The sequence below is a fragment of the Comamonas halotolerans genome (assembly GCF_030162935.1).
GTDB classification, from domain to species: domain Bacteria; phylum Pseudomonadota; class Gammaproteobacteria; order Burkholderiales; family Burkholderiaceae_C; genus Comamonas; species Comamonas halotolerans.
The window spans coordinates 1-24,674 of record NZ_JASAUZ010000014.1 but is presented as its reverse complement, the minus strand read 5'-3'; the positions used below and the strand labels follow the sequence as shown (position 1 = coordinate 24,674).

The 24,674-nt window shown below is 55.4% G+C and carries 25 protein-coding genes and 1 pseudogene; 10 read left to right on the top strand and 16 right to left on the bottom strand.

Annotation, left to right across the window (positions count from 1 at the left end; translation table 11 throughout):
* Positions 1–122: 122 nt before the first annotated feature.
* From QEP11_RS09830 to msrA, 5 genes are all read right to left on the bottom strand, one after another.
* On the bottom strand, positions 123–2,237 hold the full coding sequence (locus tag QEP11_RS09830) for a TonB-dependent receptor (RefSeq protein ID WP_284336474.1): 2,115 nt from the start codon (positions 2,235–2,237) through the stop codon (positions 123–125).
* A gap of 186 nt (positions 2,238–2,423) precedes the next feature.
* Complete coding sequence (locus QEP11_RS09825; protein WP_284336473.1) at positions 2,424–2,789, bottom strand: hypothetical protein; 366 nt, start codon at positions 2,787–2,789, stop codon at positions 2,424–2,426.
* Positions 2,790–2,828: 39 nt separating this feature from the next.
* Positions 2,829–3,131 carry a hypothetical protein gene (locus tag QEP11_RS09820; protein WP_284336472.1) on the bottom strand — a complete coding sequence of 101 codons (303 nt, stop codon included), beginning with the start codon at positions 3,129–3,131 and terminating at the stop codon, positions 2,829–2,831.
* Between the two features lie 4 nt (positions 3,132–3,135).
* The gene (locus tag QEP11_RS09815; protein WP_284336471.1) at positions 3,136–3,624 is read right to left on the bottom strand and encodes a Fur family transcriptional regulator; all 489 of its coding nucleotides are present in this window, start codon (positions 3,622–3,624) and stop codon (positions 3,136–3,138) included.
* Positions 3,625–3,697: 73 nt separating this feature from the next.
* On the bottom strand, positions 3,698–4,234 hold the full coding sequence (msrA, locus tag QEP11_RS09810) for a peptide-methionine (S)-S-oxide reductase MsrA (protein WP_284336470.1): 537 nt from the start codon (positions 4,232–4,234) through the stop codon (positions 3,698–3,700).
* 143 nt (positions 4,235–4,377) lie between these two features.
* On the opposite strand from msrA, the gene QEP11_RS09805 reads away from it, so the two are divergent.
* The 6 genes from QEP11_RS09805 (at position 4,378) to QEP11_RS09780 (ending at position 12,104) form a co-directional block, all read left to right on the top strand.
* Positions 4,378–5,034, top strand: coding sequence for a TetR/AcrR family transcriptional regulator (locus QEP11_RS09805; RefSeq protein WP_284336469.1), 657 nt, complete (start codon positions 4,378–4,380; stop codon positions 5,032–5,034).
* A complete protein-coding gene (locus tag QEP11_RS09800; protein ID WP_284336468.1) occupies positions 5,031–6,257 on the top strand; it encodes an efflux RND transporter periplasmic adaptor subunit in 1,227 nt (408 codons plus the stop codon). Before QEP11_RS09805 ends, QEP11_RS09800 begins: the two co-directional genes overlap by 4 nt.
* A gap of 21 nt (positions 6,258–6,278) precedes the next feature.
* Entirely contained in the window at positions 6,279–9,494 is a 3,216-nt protein-coding gene (locus QEP11_RS09795) for an efflux RND transporter permease subunit (protein WP_284336467.1), read from the top strand.
* A 47-nt stretch (positions 9,495–9,541) separates the two neighbouring features.
* Positions 9,542–10,249: a protein-L-isoaspartate O-methyltransferase family protein gene (locus QEP11_RS09790; RefSeq protein ID WP_284336466.1), complete on the top strand. Its 708-nt coding sequence runs from the start codon at positions 9,542–9,544 to the stop codon at positions 10,247–10,249.
* A 33-nt stretch (positions 10,250–10,282) separates the two neighbouring features.
* On the top strand, positions 10,283–10,630 hold the full coding sequence (locus tag QEP11_RS09785) for a rhodanese-like domain-containing protein (protein WP_284336465.1): 348 nt from the start codon (positions 10,283–10,285) through the stop codon (positions 10,628–10,630).
* Between the two features lie 67 nt (positions 10,631–10,697).
* Positions 10,698–12,104 carry a TolC family outer membrane protein gene (locus QEP11_RS09780; protein ID WP_284336464.1) on the top strand — a complete coding sequence of 469 codons (1,407 nt, stop codon included), beginning with the start codon at positions 10,698–10,700 and terminating at the stop codon, positions 12,102–12,104.
* A gap of 316 nt (positions 12,105–12,420) precedes the next feature.
* Here the strand turns inward: QEP11_RS09780 and QEP11_RS09775 are convergent, their stop codons facing one another.
* Positions 12,421–13,029 carry an isochorismatase family protein gene (locus QEP11_RS09775; RefSeq protein WP_284336463.1) on the bottom strand — a complete coding sequence of 203 codons (609 nt, stop codon included), beginning with the start codon at positions 13,027–13,029 and terminating at the stop codon, positions 12,421–12,423.
* 198 nt (positions 13,030–13,227) lie between these two features.
* Here QEP11_RS09775 and QEP11_RS09770 point away from each other — a divergent pair, with 198 nt between their 5' ends.
* Both QEP11_RS09770 and QEP11_RS09765 read left to right on the top strand, forming a co-directional pair.
* A complete protein-coding gene (locus QEP11_RS09770) occupies positions 13,228–13,806 on the top strand; it encodes a C40 family peptidase (RefSeq protein WP_284336462.1) in 579 nt (192 codons plus the stop codon).
* Between the two features lie 67 nt (positions 13,807–13,873).
* Positions 13,874–14,143, top strand: a complete 270-nt coding sequence (locus QEP11_RS09765; protein WP_284336461.1) for a hypothetical protein — start codon at positions 13,874–13,876, stop codon at positions 14,141–14,143.
* Positions 14,144–14,421: 278 nt separating this feature from the next.
* Here QEP11_RS09765 and QEP11_RS09760 read toward each other — a convergent pair.
* Positions 14,422–14,703, bottom strand: a pseudogene (locus QEP11_RS09760) (transposase); the annotation flags it as partial.
* Between the two features lie 17 nt (positions 14,704–14,720).
* Here QEP11_RS09760 and QEP11_RS09755 point away from each other — a divergent pair.
* Positions 14,721–15,167 carry a DUF2345 domain-containing protein gene (locus tag QEP11_RS09755; protein WP_284336460.1) on the top strand — a complete coding sequence of 149 codons (447 nt, stop codon included), beginning with the start codon at positions 14,721–14,723 and terminating at the stop codon, positions 15,165–15,167.
* A gap of 314 nt (positions 15,168–15,481) precedes the next feature.
* Here QEP11_RS09755 and QEP11_RS09750 read toward each other — a convergent pair whose 3' ends face one another.
* The 6 genes from QEP11_RS09750 to QEP11_RS09725 form a co-directional block, all read right to left on the bottom strand.
* The gene (locus QEP11_RS09750) at positions 15,482–16,213 is read right to left on the bottom strand and encodes an amino acid ABC transporter ATP-binding protein (RefSeq protein ID WP_284336459.1); all 732 of its coding nucleotides are present in this window, start codon (positions 16,211–16,213) and stop codon (positions 15,482–15,484) included.
* Positions 16,210–16,920, bottom strand: coding sequence for an amino acid ABC transporter permease (locus QEP11_RS09745; protein ID WP_284336458.1), 711 nt, complete (start codon positions 16,918–16,920; stop codon positions 16,210–16,212). Before QEP11_RS09745 ends, QEP11_RS09750 begins: the two co-directional genes overlap by 4 nt.
* A 9-nt stretch (positions 16,921–16,929) precedes the next feature.
* Positions 16,930–17,625: an amino acid ABC transporter permease gene (locus QEP11_RS09740; protein WP_284336457.1), complete on the bottom strand. Its 696-nt coding sequence runs from the start codon at positions 17,623–17,625 to the stop codon at positions 16,930–16,932.
* A gap of 137 nt (positions 17,626–17,762) precedes the next feature.
* Positions 17,763–18,596 (bottom strand): ABC transporter substrate-binding protein, encoded by an 834-nt coding sequence (locus tag QEP11_RS09735; RefSeq protein ID WP_284336456.1) that lies wholly within the window; start codon positions 18,594–18,596, stop codon positions 17,763–17,765.
* A gap of 215 nt (positions 18,597–18,811) precedes the next feature.
* Positions 18,812–19,858 (bottom strand): D-cysteine desulfhydrase family protein, encoded by a 1,047-nt coding sequence (locus tag QEP11_RS09730; RefSeq protein ID WP_284336455.1) that lies wholly within the window; start codon positions 19,856–19,858, stop codon positions 18,812–18,814.
* 200 nt (positions 19,859–20,058) lie between these two features.
* Positions 20,059–20,601 (bottom strand): hypothetical protein, encoded by a 543-nt coding sequence (locus tag QEP11_RS09725; protein WP_284336454.1) that lies wholly within the window; start codon positions 20,599–20,601, stop codon positions 20,059–20,061.
* 289 nt (positions 20,602–20,890) lie between these two features.
* Here QEP11_RS09725 and QEP11_RS09720 point away from each other — a divergent pair, with 289 nt between their 5' ends.
* The gene (locus tag QEP11_RS09720) at positions 20,891–21,247 is read left to right on the top strand and encodes a zinc ribbon domain-containing protein YjdM (protein WP_284336453.1); all 357 of its coding nucleotides are present in this window, start codon (positions 20,891–20,893) and stop codon (positions 21,245–21,247) included.
* A gap of 162 nt (positions 21,248–21,409) precedes the next feature.
* Here QEP11_RS09720 and QEP11_RS09715 read toward each other — a convergent pair whose 3' ends face one another.
* From QEP11_RS09715 to QEP11_RS09705, 3 genes are all read right to left on the bottom strand, one after another.
* The gene (locus tag QEP11_RS09715; protein ID WP_284336452.1) at positions 21,410–21,691 is read right to left on the bottom strand and encodes a helix-turn-helix domain-containing protein; all 282 of its coding nucleotides are present in this window, start codon (positions 21,689–21,691) and stop codon (positions 21,410–21,412) included.
* A 198-nt stretch (positions 21,692–21,889) separates the two neighbouring features.
* A complete protein-coding gene (locus QEP11_RS09710) occupies positions 21,890–23,914 on the bottom strand; it encodes a TonB-dependent copper receptor (RefSeq protein WP_284336451.1) in 2,025 nt (674 codons plus the stop codon).
* Positions 23,915–24,044: 130 nt separating this feature from the next.
* Positions 24,045–24,515 carry a hypothetical protein gene (locus QEP11_RS09705; RefSeq protein ID WP_284336450.1) on the bottom strand — a complete coding sequence of 157 codons (471 nt, stop codon included), beginning with the start codon at positions 24,513–24,515 and terminating at the stop codon, positions 24,045–24,047.
* Between the last annotated feature and the right edge of the window lie 159 nt (positions 24,516–24,674).

The following is a 24,674-nucleotide window of genomic DNA, read 5'->3' as shown; positions in this document are numbered from 1 at the left end:
TCTCTTGGTCCGAAACCAGCACGGCATGCCACCGTGCTGGTGCTGACCGCATCATATGCGCTGCTTTTTCTTAAACAGCGCACATGCGTTACAGTTCGCGCCTTTGAAAAGCGTGTCGGCTTTTAGAAATCCATTTGTAAACCAACAGTGATGTTGCGCCCCTTGAGTGGCGCGGCGCGTTTGATGGCAGAAGTGTGGGCATAGGCCTGTCGGTCAGTCAGATTCTCTGCTTTGAGCATGAACTGCAACGGAGTACCGGGGAAACGATAGGAAGCGCTGAGATTCAGCATACCGTAGCCTCCCGTGCTGTCTTCATAGGCAGCGGTTTTGCTTTGGTGGGCCACTTGCACCCACTCGGCCATCCCCTCCCAGCCTTGCCAGCTGCCATCCACCCGCAAGCCCAGCCGCGCCGCAGGAATACGTGGCAAATTACCACCGCTGACCAGCTTGGCGCGCACCAGATCGCCAAACACACTCACTCCCATGTGGCGGTTGATGCGCTGGCGCACCTGCCCCTCCACGCCGGTGAACTTGGCATCGGCCTGGGTGTAGTGCTGCAGCTGCACGCCTTCGTCACGATGCACTGTCCGTCCATAGATGTAGCTGTTGACGCGATAGTGATAGAAGTTCGCACTCCAGGTGGTGTTGCCCGTCAGCTTATGCACACCCAAGTCCCAGGCATTGCTGGTTTCTTTTTGCAGATTGCTGTTGCCAATCTCCCACGTGCTGGTGGCCATGTGCATGCCATCAGCAAACAGCTCTTCCGCAGTCGGCATGCGTACGGCATGACTGAATGAGGCGGTGGCTTGCCATCCAGGCTGAAACTTCCACACTGCGCCCAGCGATGCCGAAGTGCCGTTGTGCTTGCGCTCGACGCCATCCGCTTGTATCCGCACACTTTGCCGGTCGTGGCGTAATGCGGCTTGCAGGCGCCAGTCAGCCCATTGGTATTCTTCCAGTAAAAAAAGCCCTTGCTTTTGCGTACGTGTGGCTGGCACGTACTGCTCTTCGCCCTGCGCACTGAAATTCCGTTGACCATTGCTCACCCCAAGCACGCCGCGCCATCCAGCGATGGGAGCATGCTGCAGCTCAAAGCGCAGGTCGTGCGCACGATTGCGAAAAGCAGTCGCCACCTCCCCTTCTTCCAGCTCGTCATGACTGTAACGAGTGTGGCTGCCTTTCAGGCGCAGCGCTTCTACGCCTGCCCAAGGATTGCGCCATTCACCACGCAAATCCCAGCGATGGCTGGTCATATCCACTTCGGGCACTCCATGATCGTGATCGTGATCGTGATCGTGATCGTGATCGTGATCGTGATCGTGATCGTGATCGTGATCGTGATCGTGATCGTGATCATTGTGACCATGCGTTCCGCAGTGAATATGACTGATGCCATGCAAATGGCAGTCTGCATGTTCGTGACCAGGAATGCCATACTGGGCGCGCTGGCGCGTGTAGGCAGCACCCAGATACGCATCGCGGCCCACCCATGACAGGCCCACGCTACCGGTATTGCCATCGCTGAAGCTGCCAGGGACTTTGCGCCCTCCTTCCTCGCTGCGCCAATCACCGCCCACACGGTAATCGCTTGCATTGCGCCCCGCCACCTCCACGCGCAGCACCAGAGGACCTGCCGCCGTCGTCAGCCCCAAGGCACCACTTTTTTCGTTGGCCGCACTCCCCCACTGCACCTGGGCGCTGCCCTCCACAGTTTTTTGTGGACGCTGTGTGGGGACTTTTTCATCGACCACATTGACCACACCGCCTACGGCACCGCCATGCACTAAAGCGCTGGGCCCACGCAAAATTTCCACTTGCTTGGCCAGCAGCGGCTCTGACGTCACCGCATGATCCGGGCTGATGGTGGATGCGTCGTGCAACTCCACGCCATTGGCCAGCACGCCCACGCGCGGGCCATCCATCCCCCGAATGATCGGGCGGCTGGCGCCAGCGCCGAAGTGCGTGGCATGAATGCCCGGCTCACCACTGAGGCTGTCGCCCAGGGTGGCCCTGCGCTGCATCTGCCACAACTGACCATCCAGCACGCTGACCGGCGCAGCCATTTCCTCAGTGCTCAAGCCAAGGCCACTGGCTGATACCGTGACATCGGGCAATGTGGCGGCAGGCACCTGCTCCTGTGCCTGCGCCATGTGCACCGAGGACACGCACAGCGCAGCCGCCATGGCGACAGGGTGCAACAGATGCAACTTCTTCGCTCCAGTTTGCAAAGACTTCATACGGTTGTTTCTCTCAAGGCAAGATGCGCGCCAACACTGCCAGCCCATGCACGCTGTGCAACAGGCAGCAAAAACCGGCTGCATCGCACAACAAGCACGGCAGCGCATCTTGAAAAATTCAGTAAAAGTGGCTGCGCGCACCAAGCGTTTGTGCGCCAGCGTCCATGTCAGGAAAGAGAGCGGCCTTCAGGCCGTGAAGTCTTGCGGCGGAGCGCGAGCGAGAAACAGGCGTGGCGCAGCGGGCAGCAGGCAGGCTTCGCACATCCATACCGGTGGCTGCGTGGGTAAGGCGTGGGGGATCGGAGTGGATGGCAGCGTGTTCGCAGCACCATGCCCCAATTGATCAAAAACCAAACATGTCTGAGCATCGTGCCCATCAAACCAGGCTGCAAGGCCTGTGTGCGAATGCGCGCTGTTCAGCTGTGTTTGTAGTGCAGGTGCGTGCAGCACCTCGTGCATGCGCCCCAAAGCCGGTGCAAGCACCAAAGCCATGGCCAGCCACCACCCCAACCAGGGCGTGCGCAAAGCTTGCATGCGAGAAAACACGTTCATACCAATGCTTAGTCAGCTTTCAACAAACGTTGAAAGTACTTAGTGCGCATGGCGCATGCCGCAGTTTTTACCCAGGGCCAAGCCTTTGCAACTGGCTTGTAACTGTTTCTGGCACTCTTCATATTTCGTTCCAGTAGCCAAACACTGTGCAGCTTGTTCATGCGCACGAGCCATGCCGCGGTGACGCTCGATATCTTCCTGCGTGTGCGCATCTACTTTAGGAGCTGCTTGCGTTGTATTCACAGATTGGCTTGGTGTTTGGGTATGCGCATGGTCATCGTGTGCCCATGCAGGGGCTGCAAGGATTACAAGTGCAGCGACAGTAGAGATGAAAGATTTCATAACATCACTTTCGAGTTGTGGACAGAGGGTGATGTGCTGCGTCACTGGCGCAATGGGCGCACTCCCCTTGCAAAGTCACGTCCAGCAAAGGAGTGGCAACGCCGGTGGTTTGAGCCACCGCCTGACGCAGAGCCTGCAAGGCAGCTTGCACGGAACTGGCGCTCTCATCCAGTGGCATGGGCTGATGGCATCCCTTGCACTCCATGTGCGCAGTGGGTGCAGCATGACCGGATTCAAGTACCCAATAACGGGTAATGCGATGTTCGTCCACCAGACGCTGCAGCAATCCAGCCTCAGCCAGACGATCCAGAGCGCGATACACCGTTACACGGTTGACGGGTACGCCCTGCTGCAACAAAGCCTCTTCCACCATGGCTTGCGTCCACCCACCTTGCGGTTGATGGGGCAACAAAGCCAGCAAAGCCCGCACAGCACGCGTAGCACGCATGCCTGCAGGCAAAGCCAGTGGAGCAAGTTTGGAATGAGACAGCATAAGCAAGCATTAACGCAACACAGTTGCATTATGCCTGCAAAGTGATAGTGATTCGCAGTTCGCCTTGCTGCTGTCAGGCACTTTTTGCGTAGGCAGCAAAAGTCTGCAAAAACTTCTGTACCTTGGGTCCCACCACCAAGGCGCAATAGCCTTGGTGCGGGTTTCTTGCGAAGTAATCCTGATGATAGTCTTCAGCCGGCCAGTAGTTGTCCAATGGTTCAACCTCTGTCACCACTGGCACACCAAAGATATTCTGGCTATTGAGCTGGTCCACAAACGCTTTAGCTGCTGACTGTTGCTCTGGATTAGTGGTGTAGATGGCGCTACGGTACTGCGTACCCACATCATTGCCTTGGCGGTTCAGCGTTGTGGGATCGTGCGTGCCAAAAAAAATTTCCAACAAGCGCTCAAGTGCAATTTGTTCTGGGTCGAAGACAACTTTGAGAACTTCAGCGTGGCCTGTGCTTCCTTCGCATACATGCTCGTAACTGGGCTTTGCCACATGCCCGTTGGCATAGCCGCTCTCCACATCCAGAACTCCTGCCACGCGGTCAAATACCGCTTCGGTGCACCAAAAGCAGCCACCGCCCAAATAAATAATCTCTTGCATGCCTCATTTTGACATCCACTTTGCATTCATGGCAGGCACACAGGCGCTTGCTCTTTGTAGGAAGTTGGATCTTGACGCAACGACAAGGATTTCCCTATATTTGCTTACTGACTAACCGGTCATTTTCCCCTGCACCATTTGTTGTGAACTCAAGCATCACTACGCCCATTACAGCAGCACGCCGAACCAGACGCAAAGAAGCGCGCCCAGCCGAACTACTGGAAGCAGCGACCCGTTTGTTCATTGAGAAAGGCTACGCAGCAACCCGTGTAGAGGAGGTCGCTGCGCGTGCCAATGTTTCCAAAGGCACTTTGTTTCTCTACTACCCCAGCAAAGAGGCTTTGCTCAAAGCCGTCGTGCGAGAAAACATTGCCGGGCGGTTTGCGGAGTGGCAAAACGAACTCAGTGGCTTTGTAGGCACAACACCTGACTTGGTACGCCAGGCTTTTGCCGTTTGGGTGGAACGGATTGCCGACTCAAATGCAGGCGGTATCTACAAGCTGATGACCAGTGAGTGTGGCAACTTTCCTGAATTGGCGACTTTTTATTTTGAAGAAGTCATAAAACCAGGCAATGACTTGGTACGTCGCATTTTGCAAAGAGGTATTGATCGTGGCGAATTCCGCCCGATCGACGTCAACGCGGGCATTCATCTGATCCTAACGCCCATGTTCTCCTACCTGCAATGGCGACATTCCATGGGCATGTGCGCGCCTGATTCCATGGGAGTCTCGCCCAAAGCATATTTTGAAGTTCACGTCGATAACCTGTTGCGCGGCCTGGCCGCTAATCCCATATGACACAGCCCCCTTCTTCACGCCGCATCCCAAAGTGGATGTGGTTTTTGGCAGTGCTCAGCGTTATGGCTGTGGTACTGGGAATGTGGCGTGCGCTGGATGCGCGCAGCAAAAATCAACAAGCGCTCCAGGCAAGTACAGAGCGCCGAGCCTCCAGCTTTACCATTGACCCGCAGGAATGGATGAGCGTGTCAACGCGCGAGTTACCTCTGGGCATTCCGATCACCGGCAGCCTGTCGGCTGTTGACAGTGCCGTCGTCAAAGCCCGGGTACCCGGTGAGCTGCGCGATCTGCAAGTGCGCGAAGGCGACACGGTCACGCAAGGACAGGTGATCGCCCGCGTGGATGCCACAGAATCCGAGGCACGCCACCGCCAAGCCAGATTGCAGGCCGATGCGGCCAACGCGCAGGTGGTCATCCAGCAGCGCCAGCATGACAACAACCAGGCGCTGGTCAGCAAAGGCTTTATCTCCGAGACAGCTCTGGCAACATCGGCGGCCAATCTGCAAGCCGCGCAGGCCAATTACGCCGCTGCGCGCGCCGCGCAGGATGCCGCACGCAAAAGCCTGGATGACACCGTGTTGCGCAGCCCGATTGCCGGACAGGTGGCACGCCGCATGGTGCAAAACGGTGAGCGAGTGAATGTGGAAGCACCGATTGTGGAAATCGTCAACCTCTCCACGCTGGAGCTGCAAGCCCAGTTGCCTGCCAACGACTCAGCCCAGGTTCGTGTTGGTCAAGGTGCACAGCTCCAGCTGCGTGCCAGCAACGGACAAACATCGCAGACTTTGCAAGCGGAGGTTGTGCGCATCAACCCCAGCGCTTCCGAAGGTAACCGCGCTATCCCTGTGTATTTGCGATTGGCACCCAGCGCCGACGCGCCCCTGCGCCCAGGCATGTATGTGGAAGGCTTTATCCGTACCGATACTACACAAGCCATCGCGGTTCCATTAACCGCCGTGCGTACTGATCAGCCTGTGCCTTATGTCCAAACCGTTCGCGACAATGTGGTCCAGCACAGCAATGTGACGCCAGGTGTGCGCAGCGAGGGTGAAGATCAAACCTGGGTAGCTGTACAAGGACTGCAGGAGGGGCAAATTGTGTTGCTTGGCAGCGTTGGCGCAGTGCCTGCCGGAACCCGCGTGACATTGCAGCAAACGCCCGCCGTTTCGCCCGATAGCATAGGGCGCACCCCAACCATTCCGGCCGACGCAGCTGCACAGTAACTCCCAAGAAAGCCCTCAAGCATGTGGTTTACCAAGGTTAGTCTGCGCAATCCGGTCATGGCTACCATGGTCATGCTGGCTTTTGTGGTGCTGGGGCTGTTTTCCTACCAACGGCTTGCCATCGACCAATTCCCCAATGTCGACTTTCCCGTGGTGGTGGTCTCGGTAACTTATCCGGGTGCTTCGCCAGAAGTTGTGGAAAGTGAAGTCACCAAGCCTTTGGAAGAAGCCATCAACTCGATTGCAGGCATCAACGCCCTCACCTCGCGCAGCTATGAAGGCAAAACCCTGATCATCATCGAGTTTCAGCTGCATATCGATGGCCGAAAAGCTGCAGATGACGTACGTGAGAAAGTAGCCACCGTGCGCCCATTGCTGCGCGACGAAGTGGATGAACCCTGGGTGCTACGCTTTGACCCGGCCAGCGCACCGGTCTGGTCGGTTGCCGTTTTGCCGGATAGCAACACCCAGCCAGAAGGCTCAGAACCACTCACCTCCATCCAACTGACCACCTGGGCAGATCAGGTGTTGAAAAAACGCCTGGAAAACGTGCGCGGTGTGGGTGCCGTGAATTTGGTGGGCGACACGCCCAGAGAAATCAATATCTACCTGGACCCCGCAGCGCTACAAGCTTTTGGCATTACACCTGCACAGGTGGTGCAAGCGGTACGTAGTGAAAACCAGGATCTGCCGGTAGGCAGCATCCGCTCGTTGCAGCAAGAACGAGTGGTGCAGATCAATGCGCGTATTCAGCGACCTGAACAGTTTGCCGAGATAGTTGTAGCGCAACGCGACGCAGCTCCTGTTCGTCTGGGACAGTTGGCTCAAATCAAAGATGGCGCCCAGGAAGTCGAGAGCCTTGCCCTGTACAACGGCAAACGAACGCTGCTGCTGTCAGTGCAAAAAGCACAAGATGAAAACACCATTGAAGTGGTCAACGGCCTCAATCAGGCCATCAATGACCTCGGCGCAGAGCTGCCTGCGGGCATCAGGCTGGAGCCGATTGCTGATTCCGCACGCCCCATACAAGTTGCCGTAGACAACGTACGCCAGACGCTGATCGAAGGCGCGGTGCTTACTGTCGTAATCGTGTTCCTGTTTCTGAACTCCTGGCGCTCCACCATCATTACCGGCCTGACACTGCCAATTGCGTTGATTGGCACCTTCTGGTTCATGTATATGTTCGGTTTTTCCATCAACATGGTCACCTTGATGGCGCTGTCTCTGTGTGTGGGACTCTTGATTGACGATGCCATCGTCGTGCGCGAGAACATTGTGCGCCATGTGCAAATGGGTAAAAAACCATTCGACGCAGCCATGGACGGCACACAGGAAATCGGCCTGGCCGTGCTGGCAACCACGCTGTCCATCGTGGCTGTGTTTTTGCCCATTGGTTTCATGGGAGGCATCATTGGAAAGTTCTTCCACGAATTTGGCATCACCATCGTGGCGGCCGTGCTGATCTCCATGTTCGTCAGCTTTACGCTGGACCCCATGCTCTCCAGTGTTTGGCACGACCCGAGCCTCCATGCGCATGGGCAAACGCCCAACTCTGGCGCCAAACGCACACTGTATGACCGTACTTTGGGCCGTCTCACGCATTGGTTTGACCGGGCCAGTGAAGATTTATCCAATCTTTATCAGCGATTGCTGAAATGGTCACTGCTGCACAGACTGGCAACTGTGCTCATTGCCATAGGAGTTTTTGTGGGCAGTCTGCTGATGCTGCCGCTTCTGGGGTCTGAGTTTGTACCTGCCGCCGACTTTTCCGAAACACGTGTGAACTTTGAAACGCCACAGGGTTCATCCATTGAAGGGACTGAAGCCAAAGCACTGCAGGTGGAAGGCATCATTCGTTCCATGCCCGAAGTGCGCTACACACTCACCAGCATTAACACAGGCAATGCAGAGGGCAAACATTCCGCCAGCATCTATATCCGCCTGGTTGACCGTAAAGCCCGCACACGCAGTCTGGATGAGATGTCGCTGACATTGCGTGATGCATTGCGCAGCATACCTGGCATTGTGATCACGCACGTGGGCTTGCTGGAACCAGTCGGCGGGCAAAAGCAAATCGAGTTTTCCATCATGGGCCCTGATTTGGGCGAACTGAACCGGCTGAATCTGCAACTCCAAGCACAGTTAGAAAAAATACCCGGTCTGGTGGATATCGACACCAGCTTGCAGCCACCCAAGCCTGTGGTGAATGTGGAAATTCGCCGTGATGCGGCTGCTGATCTGGGGCTGTCGGTCGGCAGCATAGCCAGCAGCCTGCGCACACTGGTCGCTGGCGATGCCATCGGTAACTGGCGCGCCAGTGACGATGAAACCTATGATGTGAATGTGCGCCTCGCACCTGAAGCCCGGACCCAGGCAGCCGATCTGCAACGCCTGCCTTTTGCGCTGACCAACAGCGATGGCAGCACGCGTGTGGTGCAGCTCAATCAGGTAGCCGATGTGATGGAATCCACCAGCCCCAGCCAGATCAACCGCCGGGCAATGACACGCGAAGTGCAATTCACGGCCAATGTGGCTTTGCGCTCTGCGGGAGAGGTCTCCAATGACATCACGAAAATACTCAATGACTTGGAAATGCCGCCAGGGTATCGCTGGGAGTTCGGCGGTTCCACCAAGAACATGAACGAATCGTTCGCTTACGCGCTGTCCGCTTTGGCGCTGGCCATCATTTTTATCTACATGATTCTTGCCAGCCAGTTCAAAAGCTTTATTCAGCCGCTGGCACTGATGACATCGCTGCCTCTGACACTGATCGGCGTGGTGCTGGCGCTGATGATGTTCAACTCCGCCGTGAGCATGTTCTCAATTATCGGCATCGTGATGTTGATGGGTTTGGTCACCAAAAACGCCATTTTGCTGGTGGATTTTGCCATTCGTGCCCGAGGTGAACACACTAACGAACGCGGCGAGATTCAGCAGGGTCTCCCTCGTGAGCAAGCCCTGCTGCTGGCAGCCAAAGTGCGCTTGCGTCCCATCTTGATGACTACGCTGGCCATGGTATTTGGCATGGTGCCATTGGCATTTGCTGTGACTGAAGGCTCAGAGCAACGTGCCCCTATGGGGCAAGCCGTGATTGGAGGCGTTATCACCTCATCGCTGCTTACTTTGGTGGTGGTGCCTGTGGTCTATTGTTATTTGGATGACTTAACACAGTGGTTGAAACGACTTTGGCGGGGTCACGAGCCCGACAATGCCGCACAAGACGCGCCACGCTCGTAGAATCCGTAGTTTGTTTAGATACGCCATCCCTCGCGGAGGAGACCAGAATGAATTTGCCCCTGAACAGCCTGTTAGACCGTGAAGACGCAACTGAAAACGCACGTTACAACATGGTGCAACAACAAGTGCGCCCATGGAACGTGTCTGATGAAAGCGTGCTGGACGCGCTGTACACCGTGCGCCGTGAGGATTTCACGCCACCTGCACATTACGGCTTGGCATTCATGGATGTGTTGATTCCCTTGACCAATAATGCCAATGCCATCGAGCAAGGCCTGTTCATGTTCCAGCCCCGAGTGGAAGCGCGCATGATCAACGACATCGAAGTAAAGCCTACCGATCGCGTGCTGGAAATCGGCACAGGCTCTGGCTATAGCGCAGCACTGCTGTCCAAAGTTGCCAAGGAAGTGGTAACTCTGGAAATCAATGCAGAGCTGGCCGACATGGCCCGTGAAAACCTGGCTGATGCCGGATGCACCAACGTGACCGTTCGCGTTGCCGATGGCTCCAAGGACACCTTGCCCGAAGGTCCCTTCGATGTCATCTTGCTCAGTGGCTCTGTGGAAACACTGCCTGAAGAACTGCTTTCACACCTGAAAGAAGACGGCCGACTGGCAGCCATTGTGGGCAATGCACCCGTGATGCGCTTTACCTTGGCTACCAAGCAAGATGGTCAGGTCACAACCAAAACACCCTGGGATATCGTGGCCCCACGCCTGCAGGGCTTTACCCAGGCGTCTCGCTTTGCGTTCTAAAGTCAAAGTTTGTCGGTACCACCGGAGAGTTTCATGTTCTATCAAGTTCGCCCTTCGCTGCTAGATGAGTGGTTGGGCCAATTCGCCGGTGATGCTGCCAAGCCCGTGGTTTTGGACGTACGCGAAAAATGGGAATGTCAGCTCGCCAGCATCCGCCCTAGCGAGAAATTTGAACTGCAATGCATTCCCATGGGTGAAATTACATCCCGTTTGACCGAACTCGACCCTGACCGCCCTATCGCCTGCCTCTGCCACCACGGTGCCCGTAGCATGAGCGTGGCAGCTTATCTAGCCCGTGAGGGCTTCGAATCTGTCGCCAATATCACCGGTGGTATTGATGCCTGGTCCCATGAGCGCGATCCCAGCGTGCCTAAATATTGATTCTTTGAAAAACAATAACGAGAAGGCAGCCAGAGCTGCCGATGAGAGATTCTTGGAGACGTGTTCCATGGTGTTTTCATTCGGTCAGCAAGTGTCCGCGCCTTCGCGCCCTATTCTTCGCAGCGTTGTTTTTGCAACGTTCCTTGCTTGCATCGGGGTATCCGTTCAAGCGCAAAGTTTGGTTCAACTCACGGAGAAGGCCCAGGGCTATGACGCTGCATGGCAAAGTGCCCGCGCACAGCTGGATGCCACAATCAGCCAAGGTGCCCAGTCCAAAGCCGGTTTGCTGCCTCAAGTAGGTCTACAAGCAGGCAGCCAATACAGTGAAACACGTGTGCGAGGTAGTTTTCCGACACAGCAGCTTGATGCGCGCCAGGACTCCGCCAGTCTGCAAGCAACACAACCGCTGTACAACCCAGCCAACCTTGCTACCTATCGCCAAGGCGAACGCAATGTTGATCTAGCGTATGCACAAGTAGATGCTGCTGCACAGGATTTGCTGGTACGCACAGCCAAAGCATATTTTCAGGTCCTTGCCGCATTGGACACTCTGCACCTGGTGCAGGCACAAAAGCGTGCAGTGTCCGAGCAATATGAATACGCTAAACGCAATTTTGAAATCGGCACCGCGACAGTGACCGATTCGCGTGAAGCACAAGCTCGCTTTGACTTGGTACGCGCACAGGAAATTGCCGCAGAGAATGACTTGCGGGTTGCACAAGCTGCATTGGAGCAATTGGTTGGAGGCAAAGCTACGCCCTGGCCACTGGCACAACCCGTGCGCTTGCCAGATTTGACACCCAATGACCTGCAAATCTGGCTAGATACTGCCCAGATGCAAAGCCCATTGGTGCGGCAAGCTCAAATAGCGGTTGATATGGCCAAGCTCGAAACAGACAAAGCCTATGCGGGTCACAAACCCACGGTGGATTTGCAGGCCAGCTACGGCAAGCAGCGCAATCCCGACGGCTCCATGACCATGCCCACCCGCAACAATTCCACAGTTGGAACCGTGGGCGTGGTGATGAACATTCCTCTGTTCGCTGGATTTGCTGTGCAAAACCGCGTCAAGGAAACGCTGTCTCTGGAGGAGAAGTCTCGCGCTGACCTGGAGGATGCAAAACGTCAGGTCGCTCAAGCAGTACGCACGGCTTTCTTTGGGGTGCAATCAGCTTATGGTCAAGTACAGGCTCTGGAAGCAGCCGTCGTTTCCAGCCAAAGTGCTTTGGAAGCCAACTTGCTTGGCTATGAAGTAGGCGTGCGCATCAATATGGACGTGCTCAATGCCCAGAGCCAGCTCTACCAATCCCAAAAGGATCTGGCTCAAGCACGCTATAACCTGCTGCTTGGTCAGCTTCAGTTGAGACAAGCGGCAGGTAACTTGCAGATGCAAGATGTGCACACCATCAATGAGGTGCTCAGCCCGGCTCAGATAGGGGCAAATCAACCAGCCAGCTTGAAAATTGCCCGGTAAAACAGTTGATTGGTCTCCACTAGAAGCACCAATTCATTCAGGAAATCCAGAACTTTGTCTGAGACGAAGCTCTGCAGTTCGATAAAGCGTTGGCGTTGGATAAGCAATGGCATTGCAAGTTTCTGCTTGTTGTTGACTGCTCTTGCAGCTCAATATCTGTGGACTAACGCGTGCTCTTGAATGGCTGTTGCTTATCGATGTGCAAAGATTGTGAGGTTTCCTAGTATTAGTTTAGGTATGTTTTTTACATCATGTAAGCTGTATTCAAGTTCATTAAAAAGCTCCGAAAGCTTCGGAGCATATAGGTACAGCCTATTTACTTCACCAATTCCAGCATTTGCTTGAATGCAGGGTGCTCACAGCTGCGAAGCCATTCAAAAGCCACCATTTCAGTGGTCACCAACTCAGCGCCAGCGCCTGCCAAGCGATCAAATGCAGCATCACGGTTGCGCTCTGTGCGAGAGCTGCAAGCATCAGTTACCACCCACACTTCCATCTCATCTTCCAGCAATTGCAATGCTGTTTGCAGCAGGCATACATGTGCTTCACAACCTGCAATGATGATGGAAGGACGCTCAGGGTCTTGAGGTGCAGCAGGTTTTTGCAGATGCTTCGGCAAGCTGCGCGCGTTCCCTCCTTGCTGCTTTTTAACTGGTGGGCGCAATACATCAATTAGGCCCTCCTCGGCTGCGCTGAAGCTCATCTTTGCAAAAGTTTCATCACACAATGCACGCAACTCTGGGGCATTCAGACCTAGACGACTGGGATTTTGCTCAGTGCCCCAGACTGGCACTTGCATCATGTTAGCAATCTTGGCCAGCTTGACCGCATTGGCCAGCACTTGCTGACCCTCAAAAATGGCAGGCATCAGCTTTTCTTGGTAGTCGATCAGCACCAACTGCGAGTCATCGGCATCCAGCAACATGAAATTCTTCCTAAGGTGTTCTTGAAGGCGTCCATTGTCGCAGCGATAAGGCAGCCCTGTCTTGATCCTCTTCCTAAGGCATGCAGACTGTTTCAGATCAAAAACAATGCAAGCAATGTGTAAAAGCAGCCAATTCGATCCTTTTTGTAGGGCAATTACGGTGCTAGATGCCAGCTAGCCGTGATAACCTCTGCCCCCATGACTTGCAAATGGCTATTAGTACTCACCCTCGCCTGTGGAAGTGTGCAAGCAGCTCCAACAGCCAATGAACCCCTCAGCCAGGAACGCCTTGCCGAAATCCTGAAAGAACGTGGTTTGGGTGCCCATTTGCAAACCGTTGGACAGTCAGTTGCCACCAATACCTCTACATTGATCAATACGGCAATGGGCATGATCGGCATCCCCTACCGTTTTGGTGGCACCAGCGCAGAAACCGGATTTGATTGCAGCGGCTTTGTACGCACAATCTATCAGGATGCAGCAGGTCACCTCTTGCCTCGCAGGGCCAAAGAGCAAGCTCAAGCCACACTCAAGATCGACAAAAAAGAACTCAAGCCTGGTGATTTGGTATTTTTCAACACCATGCGTCGAGCCTTCAGTCATGTAGGCATCTACGTGGGCAATGGTCAATTTATTCATGCCCCGAGCAAAGGGAAAACGGTGCGTGTTGACAGCATGGATAGTAGCTACTGGGCAAAACGCTTCAATGGCGCCCGCCGTGTTGATATTGCCCAAGCAGATAACGACACCTTAGTGAGCGAAATCTCTGCTCCTTGAATAATCGCGATACATACCAGGCCTGCTTTATGCAGGCCTTTATTCTTCTAACACTTGGATTTTCTAAATGACCGAGAAAGCTACACCCAGACCCAAGCTGGTTCGCTGGATCATTGGCACGCCAGTTGCATTGTTTGCAATACTGATGCTCGGCAGCCAAATCATCTTTCATTTTTCTCCTAATAAAGAAGAGCAGTGGGTTGAGCGCGAAACTATCCGCCTTTGCTGGAAAGAACGCGAGAAAGGCCCCAAGGAAGGCACGCCTGCACAATTTTCTGATGGTCAGTGTGAGCAGTTGGAGTTTGATTTCAAAGCAAAGTGGAACGTAAACCCCTAAATCAAGACTTCGTCATTTTCTTGGTTCAACGCTAAACAAACTAAACAAGTACAAAATTGGCGCATCCTGATGCGTATTAAGAAGCCACCGCAAGAGCATTCATAACTCTCATCTCAAAATAAAAGCTAAAACGGTAGTCTTGAAATTTTTGTGCAAGAAATAGTTGCCCTTGTGAACCTCTGCATAACTCGATTTCAAGAGTGATAGTGCTTAAGCAAGCGTGATATTCGCTTGCCTCTGGCACTCAAGATGCCCGCGATTCGCGGGCATCTTGCTTTTTAAGCACCCACAACAGGCTTGGATTGGCTGTTTTCTAGCAAACGGCCACGGACCATCCACAAATTCTGCAAGGCAAACAAAGTGCCCAATTTCTGCATGTTTTTTCTCAAACCTCGGTAGCGAACTTTGACGTGGTCAAACTGACGCTTGATGACTCTGAATGGGTGCTCAACCTTGGATCGAATCCTGGACTTCACCTGCTCGAGCTGCTCTTGCAAGGCTGGTATTAGTTGATTTGTTTTCAATGCTTTGCGCTGGCTGCGCTTCATGGCGATACCCCACTGGAATTTGCGCTGCGATGTTGGCTATGATATGTTTGGGAGTTTATCTGCGACTTGGTAGCCAGCATCACCATAGCCATCAACCTATTGCCCGCGAAGCACTCAGCGAAATCGGTGAAACCCGCCTGCTGTGCCTGAGCCTGGAGGTCGACTTACCCTTGCGCGATCTGCTGGGTCAGGGCCTGCTGCTGTACACGGTCTGTGCTGATGGGCAGCCTGTACACCCGCAGCGGCTTGCTGCGCAAGATGCCATCAACGTGCAGGCTCAAACCGATTTGCTGCAACTCAACGCCCAGCAAACCCTCACCGTGCAAAGCGCACAGGCAGGCATGGACATTGCCGCCGCACGCAAGCTGCGCATTGCAAGGGCCAACCAATGGTGGTTATACGCCGCCGATGTTTCTGCAAAGTACGTGTGTTCCATGCCTGATCAAGGCACTGAAAAACGGCAGTCAACTCGCTGATGTACTCCCCCGTATGAACCATCGCTCTTTTAGTTTCGCGCAGAATGCGACAGGTTTTGAAGCAACTGCCAAGCAGCTGCATACAAGCATGTGCGCGCAGGAGGGTGTCTACTGGGCGGCATTGCTTGATACTGCCTTTGACCATGAGCAATCTGGTGCATTCGCCCCCAGCTACCGGAAAGATTTCACCAATTGCTATGCATTCCCCGATCTCCAGGGGCTTGCAGCAGTATCGCCATGCCTTCTCCAGCTCCCGCCTCCAGAAGCCCCGGAACTGCTAAGCATCCTGCGTTCCCTGATTCACGCATGAAGTGCTAGAACGGTGAGCGTATGTCAGAGAGGAATTTCTGCGTGCGTACGTGCTGTGGGTTGCCAAAGAACTCCGCAGGCGTGGCGCGCTCAAGGACTTTGCCTTGGTCCATGAAGATCACGCGGTCGGCTACTTCACGGGCAAAGCCCATTTCGTGCGTCACGCACATCATGGTCATGCCGTCTTTGGCCAGGTCACGCATTACCAGCAGCACTTCACCCACCATTTCAGGATCGAGCGCCGAGGTGGGTTCGTCAAACAGCATGATGGGGGGTTGCAGCGTGAGCGCGCGCGCAATGGCTACGCGCTGCTGCTGACCACCGGAGAGCTGACTGGGTATGGCTTGCGTCTTGTGTGCCAGGCCCACGCGGTCGAGCAAGGCCATGGCCCGTTCTTTGGCTTGCGAGGCGGTCATTTTCTTGAGTTGCACAGCGGCCAGTGTGCAGTTTTCCAGTACGGTGAGGTGCGGGAACAGGTTGAACTGCTGGAACACAAAGCCGATGCCCGAGCGCAGCGCGTTGATGTCAACCTTGGGAGCATGAATGTCCTGCCCGTCCAGCAGGATTTGGCCGCCCTGGATTTCTTCGAGCCGGTTGATGGTGCGAATCAGCGTGGATTTGCCCGAGCCCGAAGGCCCGCACACCACCACCACCTCACCGGTTTGGATGGTCTCGTTCACATCCACCAGCGCGTGGTAGTCGCCATACCACTTGTTTACGTTGCGCAGCTCAATCATGCGGGCACCTTCACGGGCTTCACACCCAATCCTTGGCGTACCAGACGCCGCTCAATTCCATACGCCAGCCGCGAAAGGCCAAAGCACAGCACAAAATAGGTCAGCCCCAAAATGCCGAAGACCTCGGCGGGCTTGGTAAACACCAGCGCATTGATCTGCGTGGCAATAAAACTCACCTCCGCCAGGCCAATGATGTAACCCAGCGATGTCTCCTTGATGGTGGAGATGAACTGGTTGACCAGCGATGGCAGAGAGTTGCGCAGCGCCTGAGGGAGCACCACGGTGGTCATGGCTTTCATGTACGACAGGCCCAGCGACCGTGCGCATTCCATCTGCCCCTTGGGCAAGCCCAGAATACCGGCACGCACAATTTCGGCCAGATAGGCTGCATCAAAAATCACCAGTGCGATCAGCATCGTCCAGAACTGGTCGGTTTTCACGCCCGTGACGGTGGGCAAAAAGAAGTAGGCCCAGAAAACCACCATGAGAAGTGGTGTACCGCGCACCACATACACAAAGGCCGTGATCGGCAAGCGCAGCCAGCGATACGGCGAGACACGCATCAAGCCGAACACCAGCCCCAAAGGTAGAGACAAGATCAGCCCCAGCGCTGCCAGAATCAATGTCAGCGCCAGACCACCCAAGGGGCCATTGGGGTACTGCCCCACCAAGAAATACAACCAATAGGTTTCAATCAGTTCCAGCATAGGCCCCTCTTACATGGTGCGCACCGGATACCGGTGCTGGAACCAGCTGGCCGCGGCGGTAATCACCAGCGAGACAGCCAGATAAGCCACGCTGGCAAAGGCAAAGGCTTCAAAGCTGCGGAAGGTCTGGCTCTCGATCTGGCCAGCCTGGTACATCATTTCCGCCGCCCCGATGACGGTGGCAATCGAGGTGCCTTTCCACATATTCAGTGTTTGCGAAATCAGCGGCGGCACTGTCAGGCGCAGCGCCTGCGGCAGAATGACCAGCCGCATGGCTCGCATATAGCTCAGGCCCAGAGCACGCGCGGCCTCCACCTGGACTTGCGGCACGGCACGAATACCGCTGCGTATGTCTTCCGCCATGTATGCCGCGGTGTAGATGCCCAGCGCCACCACCGCGCAGATTGACTCCACCGGGCCGTTGTACAGGGCCTGCTTGAGCCCGTCGGGCAGCAGCTCCGGCACACCAAAATACCAGAACAGCATGTGCGCCAGCAGCGGAATGCTGCGCACCACTTCGACAAAGCTGGCTCCCAGCCAGTTCAAGATTCTGAACGGAGACAGCCGAAACAGCGCAATCACCAGCCCCAGTGGCAAAGCGATCCACAGTGCGTAAAACAAATACAGCAATGACATCTTCAGGCCCGCAACCATCATGTCGTGGTACTGCCCGGAGAGCATCATCTGGAGGTCAAAAGTCGTCATAAACCTGTCTGTGAAACGTCACAGAAGACCATGCACACGCATGGTGGCATTGAAGCTGCCCAGCGCCACCGCCAGGCCACTCCATCGCTGAGAGGCATGCACCCGCCGCCAGGGAGAGCACATGCACAAAATTGCCATCAATCGATCTTGTCAGTCTCGATCTTGAATTCGCGCTTGGGCATCTTCAGCGCGCTTTGCTGGCCAAACCATTGCTCATACAAGGCTTCAGCCTTGCCGCTGGCCTCCAGCTCGCGCAGTGTGTCGTCCACGACCTTCTTCAGGTTGGCTTCGCCTTTTTTGATGCCCAGCGCCAAAGGTTCAACCGCCAGGTTGGTGGGGAGAATCTTGTAATCCTTGCGCTTGTCACCGATCTGGTTCAGGGAGCGCGCCAGACTCGCATCTTCATTCACATAACCCAGTGCCTTGCCTTGCTGCAAAGCCACAAAGGCCTGAGGCGATGTGTCAAAAGTGATGATCTGCGCGCTCGGCACAGCCTTGCGCATATTCACTTCCATGGAGCTGCCCTTGGCCGTCACCACACGCTTGCCAGCCAGCTCGGGCACGTCGTTGATGCCGCTGTTGTTGCGCACCAGCACTTTGGTGCCGGTCACAAAAGTGGTCAGTGAAAAGTCGATTTGCGCTTCGCGTTCTTTGTTGTGTGTGAGCGAGGCCGCCAGCAGGTCAATATGGCCCTGTTGCAATTCAGGAATGCGCGCTGCAATCGTGATTTGCTTGAACACAGGCTTGACACCCAGCTTCTGCGCCACGGCACGGCCCAGATCCACGTCGTAGCCCACCAGCTCGCGGGTCTTGGGGTCGATAAAGCTCATGGGCTCATCCGTGCCCAGCACACCGACTACCAGCTCACCTTTTTTCTTGATCTCTTCCACCTGATCCGCATGGGCCACACCGTGGGCCATCAACAAGCTGGCGGCACTGGCTACCGCTGCAATCCACAAACGTCGCTTCATTTCACAAGACTCCTTGGGTTCTCAAATATGCCGGTTGGCGTTGGACCGCTTTCAGACGGTGTTCGGTTCGGACGATGTTGATGTCGCCACGTTATAGATATATGCGAACACTGCACTCTAGCAGCGCAGCGCATGGTTTTTGTTCTCGCAAACACGGGGCTCTTGCACGCTCTTGCCCATAAAGCCGGGCAATCCTCATGCCGCGGCTGGATGAACTAGCTTTCTGTTGCCCCCACTTCGGGATAAACCGACAAGGCAGCCAGGCCGCCGGTATGCAGGAAGACCACATTGCGTGCATCATGCAAAGCTCCGCCTGAAGCGCAGGCAGCCAACAATCCAGCAAAGCCCTTGCCGCTGTATACCGGGTCAAGCACAACGCCCTCTTGCCGTGCGGCAAGCTCCAGCGCCTGCAAGGTACTTGGGGCAGGAATACCGTAGTGCGGCCCTTTGAAGTCCACATCCACATGCACAGGCAGCGCTTGCAGCAATTGTTTTTCCAATCCCAGCAATGCGCTGGCCTCCAGCAAGGATTTGCGCACACGCTGGCCTGCCAGCTCCTCGTCAGGACTGACGCTGACACCATGGATGCGGCCTTGCCAACCCTGCAAATGTGCGCCCAGCATCAATCCTGCCTGGGTGCCGCCGCTGCCGGTTGCCAGCACCAGCGCATCACAAGTTACGTTCATGGCCTGCATCTGTGCTGCGATTTCTTCAAAAGCAGTGACATATCCGAGTGCCCCAAGGCCGTTGGAGCCGCCCATGGGAATCACATATGGCTTGGCCCCGTGCTGTTGCAGGCGCTGCGCCAGATCTGCGCAATAGGCATCGGCATCCACGCTCTCGGGCACCACTTCCACCTTGGCACCCAGAAGTCGGCAAAGCTGAATATTTCCCAGGCGGGCGTAATCTGCATGGCGTCCAGGCACCGCGTCACTCAGTACCAAATGCACTTTCACGCCAGCCGCAGCCCCTGCTGCCGCCACCTGACGCGCATGATTGGATTGCAATGCGCCCTGACTGATCAGCGTGTCACACCCTTGTGCCAAAGCATCTCCCAGCAAGAATTCAAGCTTGCGGGTTTTGTTGCCGCCTGTTGCCAGACCACTGCAGTCGTCACGTTTGATCCAGATTTTGGGGCCACGCAACCGGGACGTAATACGCTGCAGCGGCTGCAGTGCGGTAGGCCATTGCCCCAGGCCGTAGCGCGGCAGTGATGCCAGCCGAGCTTGTGCAAGCGAAGGAGGAAATGGGGAGCCTGACATTCAAAGCCAATTTTTCTTGGTGGGTGGCCAGACCCAAAGGTCTGACTACTGGTATGCCACGCATTAGACCACCTGCAAAGACGGCTTAGTTAGAATTTTTGATCATAACTATTTTTAGAAAAATCAGCATCTGCATGCCATCTGCGCTGCCAACCTTGCCTCCTGTTCAAGCGCAAGGCGTGCCATGCCTGCCCTCGGCTTCAGTCGTCTTCCGGCAATAGTTTTTGTCCACACTGCGGACAGAAACTGTCATTCATGCCCACGGCGTGCCCCGCCACGCAGGTGCGCGTTTTCATGAGTCTGGGCTTTTGGGTGACCGAATACATCACGGCAAAGGCTGCTCCATAGAACAGCATGCCATGTCCAATCATGACTCGCCAGGGTTGCAAGGCTGGGTTGGGCAAGGAGTCATTCACCCCCGTGCCAATCATGAAGAGAAAGTTGATCAGCGCATAAGCGAACAAGCCATAGACGGTATAGCGCATCCACTCAGGACACCCGGCCAACAATTCCCGCCACGACATGCGCATCGTGCCCTGGGCATTTTGCATACGGGCCACCAGCAACACCGTAGGAATCCAGACCACAAAAATTCCACCTGAGAGCCAACCCAGCAGCATGTCCATGGGCACACCCCAGTCTGCAGGCAATGGAATGCGCAATAAAAGTACTACATTGAAAAACAGCGTCAGGCATGCACCCAATAACGCCAAGATTTTGAAAGGCCAAATCAATACTGCCATACCACTCCCTGCGCTGCAGCCTCCCCAGCCGGGCACCAATCTGCGCGAGGGAATTGACACTGCGTTACCTATTATTGATAGCCGCGCATTGTGCGTTGCTGGTAAAGGTCTGGATGGTTTAGAGAGCGACCGAGATGTTGCATCTTGTAAGCAGCCACCACAATGGAATGGACCGCATGCCCTATTCCTTGAGGTGCGCATGACGCGCTGCTCGTGTTGCTAATTGCCCCACTACGAACTTCAAGCTCTGAAGACCCGGTACGCTTGACCTTTTATTGTGGAGGCCTTCTTGAGCACAACAACGATTCCTTCTTGCCCCCAATGCGGTCTGGACAACACTTACCCTGATGGCGAACTGTTCATTTGCCCTGATTGCGCGCACGAGTGGTCGGCGCACGCAGTCGACGCTACCGAAGACGATCAGGGCCCGCGCATCATCAAGGATGCCAATGGCACGCCGCTGGCTGATGGCGATAGTGTTTTGCTGGTGAAGGACCTGAAGGTCAAGGGCTCATCCACGGTGATCAAAAAGGGAACAAAGATCAAAGGCATTCGCCTGGTGTATGACAACGGCGACCACGACGTGGATTGCAAAACAGAGCAAGGCCCATTCATTCTCAAGTCAGAGTTTTTGAAAAAAGCTTGATTCACCCACTTCTTCAAAGGCAGCCTGCAGGCTGCTTTTTTTTGCCCTGTCCTTTTTACCTCTGCGTTGCTGAGCTGCACTTGGTTTATGACTGCACTACACCGCACTTCACATGACGGCATGGACCACAGGAGCCAGAAGACCTTCGCGATGGCTACACTTCTACTTGAGTGCGACAACCCCGAGTTTGAGCCCCATCACAGCGAGTACCTTGTTCAAGGTTTGCACCGTGCCCAAGCTGCGTCCTTGCTCAATCTCGTGCAAAGTCTTGGCATTGATCCCCGCCATCTGGGCCAGCTCTGCACTGGTCAGTCGCATGGTCTGCCTGAGATGCCGCACAGACTGCTGCAAAGACCACTGCGGATGTAGCAGCACCTCGTCAATTGCCTGTTTACGCAGCATCAGTTGCTCTGGCACACTAAGGGGTGTGTAGCGCTTGTCCATATTCTTACCATTCTTGCCCTTAAGCCTTCCGTTGCGAACTCGCAGTCATGGCCTGAATTCTGGTCATGAATTGCTTCCCCCTAGCTTGCACCTTTCTGCTGTGCATACGTGCTCCCTCCAACAAATTTGAATAAGCGAAGACAATCGCATAAAAAAGGCAGCCATAGCTGCCTTTAGATCAAACTGGCTGCGCAGTTATCAGAACTGGAAGTCCGCGCGCACCCAGAATGTGCGCCCAGGCTCTGCAAGCCGCTGGTCACCGGGGTAACCAAAACCGGCGTTGCCCAACAGATTCAAATGTTCGCTGTAGTGCTTGTCAAACACATTGTCGACACCCGCGAGCACTTTGAACTGTGGTGAAAAACGATAGCTGGTGTTCAGTGCCAATGTAGAGAAACCCGAACTTGCCTTCAAATCGCGCCCCACCACATTGCCTTCGTTGGGGCTGTAGCGGTGCTGGCTGGCAACCAGACGCCATAAAGCGCCTGCCGTCCATGGGCCCTGTGCATAGTCGATGCCCAGCTTCAGCTCTGGCGGTGGTGTTTGTGGCAAAGCTCGGTCGTCCGTGGTGTTCTCCTGCCAGACACCTGCCACCGTAGCCTGCGCCGTCCAGGATGGCGTCAGGCGGTAGCTGCCCCCAAGCTCCAGCCCTGCTACGTGCGCATCCACGTTGCGAACTGCAGAGCGCATGCCTCCATAGTTGAACAGAATGTAATCCTGCACCTGACCGACAAAGCCTGAAACCCAGGCTTGCGCACGCTCCCCCTTCCATTGCGCCCCCACATCAAGCTGCGTGGTTTTTTCAGGTTTCAGCGCTTGAAAGGCATTGCCCTGCTGGATGCCGCTGTTGCCGGGTGAAATCAGCTCCCAGTAATCCGGAAAGCGCTGTACATGGCCCAGGCCCGCATACACCGTCGTTCCTGCGGCCAAGGTTTGCTCCCAGCGCAAAAAACCACTGGGCAAGCTGTGCTCACTGCGTCGCTCATCGAGATTGGCACCATAGCGCCGGGCCTGGGCTTGATCCAGACGTACACCCGCAACCCAACGGGTGCTGGGGGCTGCCTGCCAGGCCAGCTCTGCAAACCACCCCCAGTTACTCAACTTGGCATCGCGCACACGTGACTGCGCTTGATAAGGTTGATGCGGTGTGCCCATACGCTTGTCATGCGGGCTGCGATAGCCATCAAAGCCTGTGGTCAACTCCACGTTTTCCCAAGGCTGCAAGGTGGCTGCCACACGTCCGCCCGTGGTGATGCGCCGCACATTGCTGGCCATACCTCCGGCCATCATCCCCATGGCGGGTGGTGTGCGCAGCTTGAAGTTATCCATCACATGATCCGCGCTGTGACGGTACAGCTGTGCTTCGAGCTTGTGCAGCCAGGTCGTGAGATGACGTTTTTCCAAACGCAAACCCAGACTATCGCGACGAAACTTGGTGCCATCCATTCCTCGGGCGCCATAGCGCGCTTCTCCATCGCCTGCGCCCACACTGATTTCAGCCAGTGTGTCTGCATCAGGCGTCCAGCCAAGCGCCACATCTGCATTCCATTTTTCATAGGCCGAGGGAACCGTCTTCCCTGCCCCATCCTTGTAGTCATCGCTGTCTGAGCGATTGGCGTTGAGGCGCACATAGACATCGGCGTTACCCAACTCTATTTCGGCACGCTGATCGTTGCGGCCATGACTTCCTGCCAGAACACTCGCAGAACCTTTGGCTGTAGGTTCGGTGAATTCGGGTGTCGCTCGATCAAAACGCACAACACCTGCAGAGGCGCCAGGCCCCCAAATCACGGTTTGCGGGCCCTTCACCACCGTCAGTACATCAAAGGTTTCAGGGGAAATATAGGAGCTTGGTGCGTCCATGCGCGATGGACACGCACCAGCCAGCATACTTCCGTTGGTCAGCAACGGAAGACGAGAGCCAAACTGACCACGAAACACCGGATCGCTATTGCTGCCTCCGCTGCGTAATGCTGAAAAGCCCGGAATGCTTTTCAGATAGTCAGCCGCATCACTGGCTGGAATGGGCTGCCGGGGCTGTTTCGGATCTGTCACCACCTGCACAGGAGAGTGATCATGTACAGCAGTCACCACCACTTCACTGAGCTGTGGAGTGTCAGCTTGCTGCGCAGCTTCCACAGAGGCCGTCATCAAGGAAAGGATCGCCAACACCAAGGTGCGAGGCGCGCTTGGGCACAGATGTGCCAGCATGATAGTTTTCATATGGAAAATTCCGCGCCTGTTCAAGCAGGAGCAAGCACCTGATGTGCGCCAACGGACGCCCACCACCGGCTGTCTTGCGGTGAATCAGGTCAATGAGAAAAGAAAAACGTGCGCAACAGGCACGCAAACTTCAAGCGCGGGAGATGAAGGGCGGGCCGCGTGGCGGCAAGGGTGCACGGATTTGCAGCGCTGATGGAAAATGCGGAGGCTCGATCCAGCCGTTTTGATACCGTGGTTGCGGATAAGGCAACACCTGCAGCACAAAGGCTGACGGGGCCATCAAACCAATACACAACAAGCAGTGCGGTCCGACATGCTCCCGGTGGTCTGCCGCATCAGATTCTGAAGGCGTATGCCATGCATCATCCATCCATGCGGCATATTCCATGGCGCTGGCATCGCCGTCAGGCTGAGTCCCCCAGTCCGCAACACAAAAGCTGTGCTGCATGGCGGCCGCCAATGCCGTGTCGCCACCTGCATGGGCAGGCATGGACAATGCTCGCGCTGGCGCTCCGGTCAGCATTGCCACCAGCCACAGCAAGGCAAACACCGTAAGAACCACGGTGTGCATTCGTTTGCGGCGACGGATGCTTTCCAACATGGACGCGAATTATTGGGCAAACCATGATCGCCGCCAATAAACAAGCCTCAATGCATGGTGGGCAAAAGGCAGAAGTTTGCGTTGGCGCAAATTAAAAATGATTCAGCTCAATTTGCAAAGCAACTCGCTATTCAGCCTCTTTCACCTTCTTTAGAGCCA

What these genes read in the sequence shown, in the direction of transcription:
- QEP11_RS09830 (WP_284336474.1), bottom strand. Translation starts at nt 2,237, where the DNA reads ATGAAGTCTTTGCAAACTGGAGCGAAGAAGTTGCATCTGTTGCACCCT.
- QEP11_RS09825 (WP_284336473.1), bottom strand. Translation starts at nt 2,789, where the DNA reads ATGAACGTGTTTTCTCGCATGCAAGCTTTGCGCACGCCCTGGTTGGGG.
- QEP11_RS09820 (WP_284336472.1), bottom strand. Translation starts at nt 3,131, where the DNA reads ATGAAATCTTTCATCTCTACTGTCGCTGCACTTGTAATCCTTGCAGCC.
- QEP11_RS09815 (WP_284336471.1), bottom strand. Translation starts at nt 3,624, where the DNA reads ATGCTGTCTCATTCCAAACTTGCTCCACTGGCTTTGCCTGCAGGCATG.
- msrA (WP_284336470.1), bottom strand. Translation starts at nt 4,234, where the DNA reads ATGCAAGAGATTATTTATTTGGGCGGTGGCTGCTTTTGGTGCACCGAA.
- QEP11_RS09800 (WP_284336468.1), top strand. Translation starts at nt 5,031, where the DNA reads ATGACACAGCCCCCTTCTTCACGCCGCATCCCAAAGTGGATGTGGTTT.
- QEP11_RS09795 (WP_284336467.1), top strand. Translation starts at nt 6,279, where the DNA reads ATGTGGTTTACCAAGGTTAGTCTGCGCAATCCGGTCATGGCTACCATG.
- QEP11_RS09790 (WP_284336466.1), top strand. Translation starts at nt 9,542, where the DNA reads ATGAATTTGCCCCTGAACAGCCTGTTAGACCGTGAAGACGCAACTGAA.
- QEP11_RS09785 (WP_284336465.1), top strand. Translation starts at nt 10,283, where the DNA reads ATGTTCTATCAAGTTCGCCCTTCGCTGCTAGATGAGTGGTTGGGCCAA.
- QEP11_RS09780 (WP_284336464.1), top strand. Translation starts at nt 10,698, where the DNA reads ATGGTGTTTTCATTCGGTCAGCAAGTGTCCGCGCCTTCGCGCCCTATT.
- QEP11_RS09775 (WP_284336463.1), bottom strand. Translation starts at nt 13,029, where the DNA reads ATGTTGCTGGATGCCGATGACTCGCAGTTGGTGCTGATCGACTACCAA.
- QEP11_RS09770 (WP_284336462.1), top strand. Translation starts at nt 13,228, where the DNA reads ATGACTTGCAAATGGCTATTAGTACTCACCCTCGCCTGTGGAAGTGTG.
- QEP11_RS09765 (WP_284336461.1), top strand. Translation starts at nt 13,874, where the DNA reads ATGACCGAGAAAGCTACACCCAGACCCAAGCTGGTTCGCTGGATCATT.
- QEP11_RS09755 (WP_284336460.1), top strand. Translation starts at nt 14,721, where the DNA reads ATGTTGGCTATGATATGTTTGGGAGTTTATCTGCGACTTGGTAGCCAG.
- QEP11_RS09750 (WP_284336459.1), bottom strand. Translation starts at nt 16,213, where the DNA reads ATGATTGAGCTGCGCAACGTAAACAAGTGGTATGGCGACTACCACGCG.
- QEP11_RS09745 (WP_284336458.1), bottom strand. Translation starts at nt 16,920, where the DNA reads ATGCTGGAACTGATTGAAACCTATTGGTTGTATTTCTTGGTGGGGCAG.
- QEP11_RS09740 (WP_284336457.1), bottom strand. Translation starts at nt 17,625, where the DNA reads ATGACGACTTTTGACCTCCAGATGATGCTCTCCGGGCAGTACCACGAC.
- QEP11_RS09735 (WP_284336456.1), bottom strand. Translation starts at nt 18,596, where the DNA reads ATGAAGCGACGTTTGTGGATTGCAGCGGTAGCCAGTGCCGCCAGCTTG.
- QEP11_RS09730 (WP_284336455.1), bottom strand. Translation starts at nt 19,858, where the DNA reads ATGTCAGGCTCCCCATTTCCTCCTTCGCTTGCACAAGCTCGGCTGGCA.
- QEP11_RS09725 (WP_284336454.1), bottom strand. Translation starts at nt 20,601, where the DNA reads ATGGCAGTATTGATTTGGCCTTTCAAAATCTTGGCGTTATTGGGTGCA.
- QEP11_RS09715 (WP_284336452.1), bottom strand. Translation starts at nt 21,691, where the DNA reads ATGGACAAGCGCTACACACCCCTTAGTGTGCCAGAGCAACTGATGCTG.
- QEP11_RS09710 (WP_284336451.1), bottom strand. Translation starts at nt 23,914, where the DNA reads ATGAAAACTATCATGCTGGCACATCTGTGCCCAAGCGCGCCTCGCACC.
- QEP11_RS09705 (WP_284336450.1), bottom strand. Translation starts at nt 24,515, where the DNA reads ATGTTGGAAAGCATCCGTCGCCGCAAACGAATGCACACCGTGGTTCTT.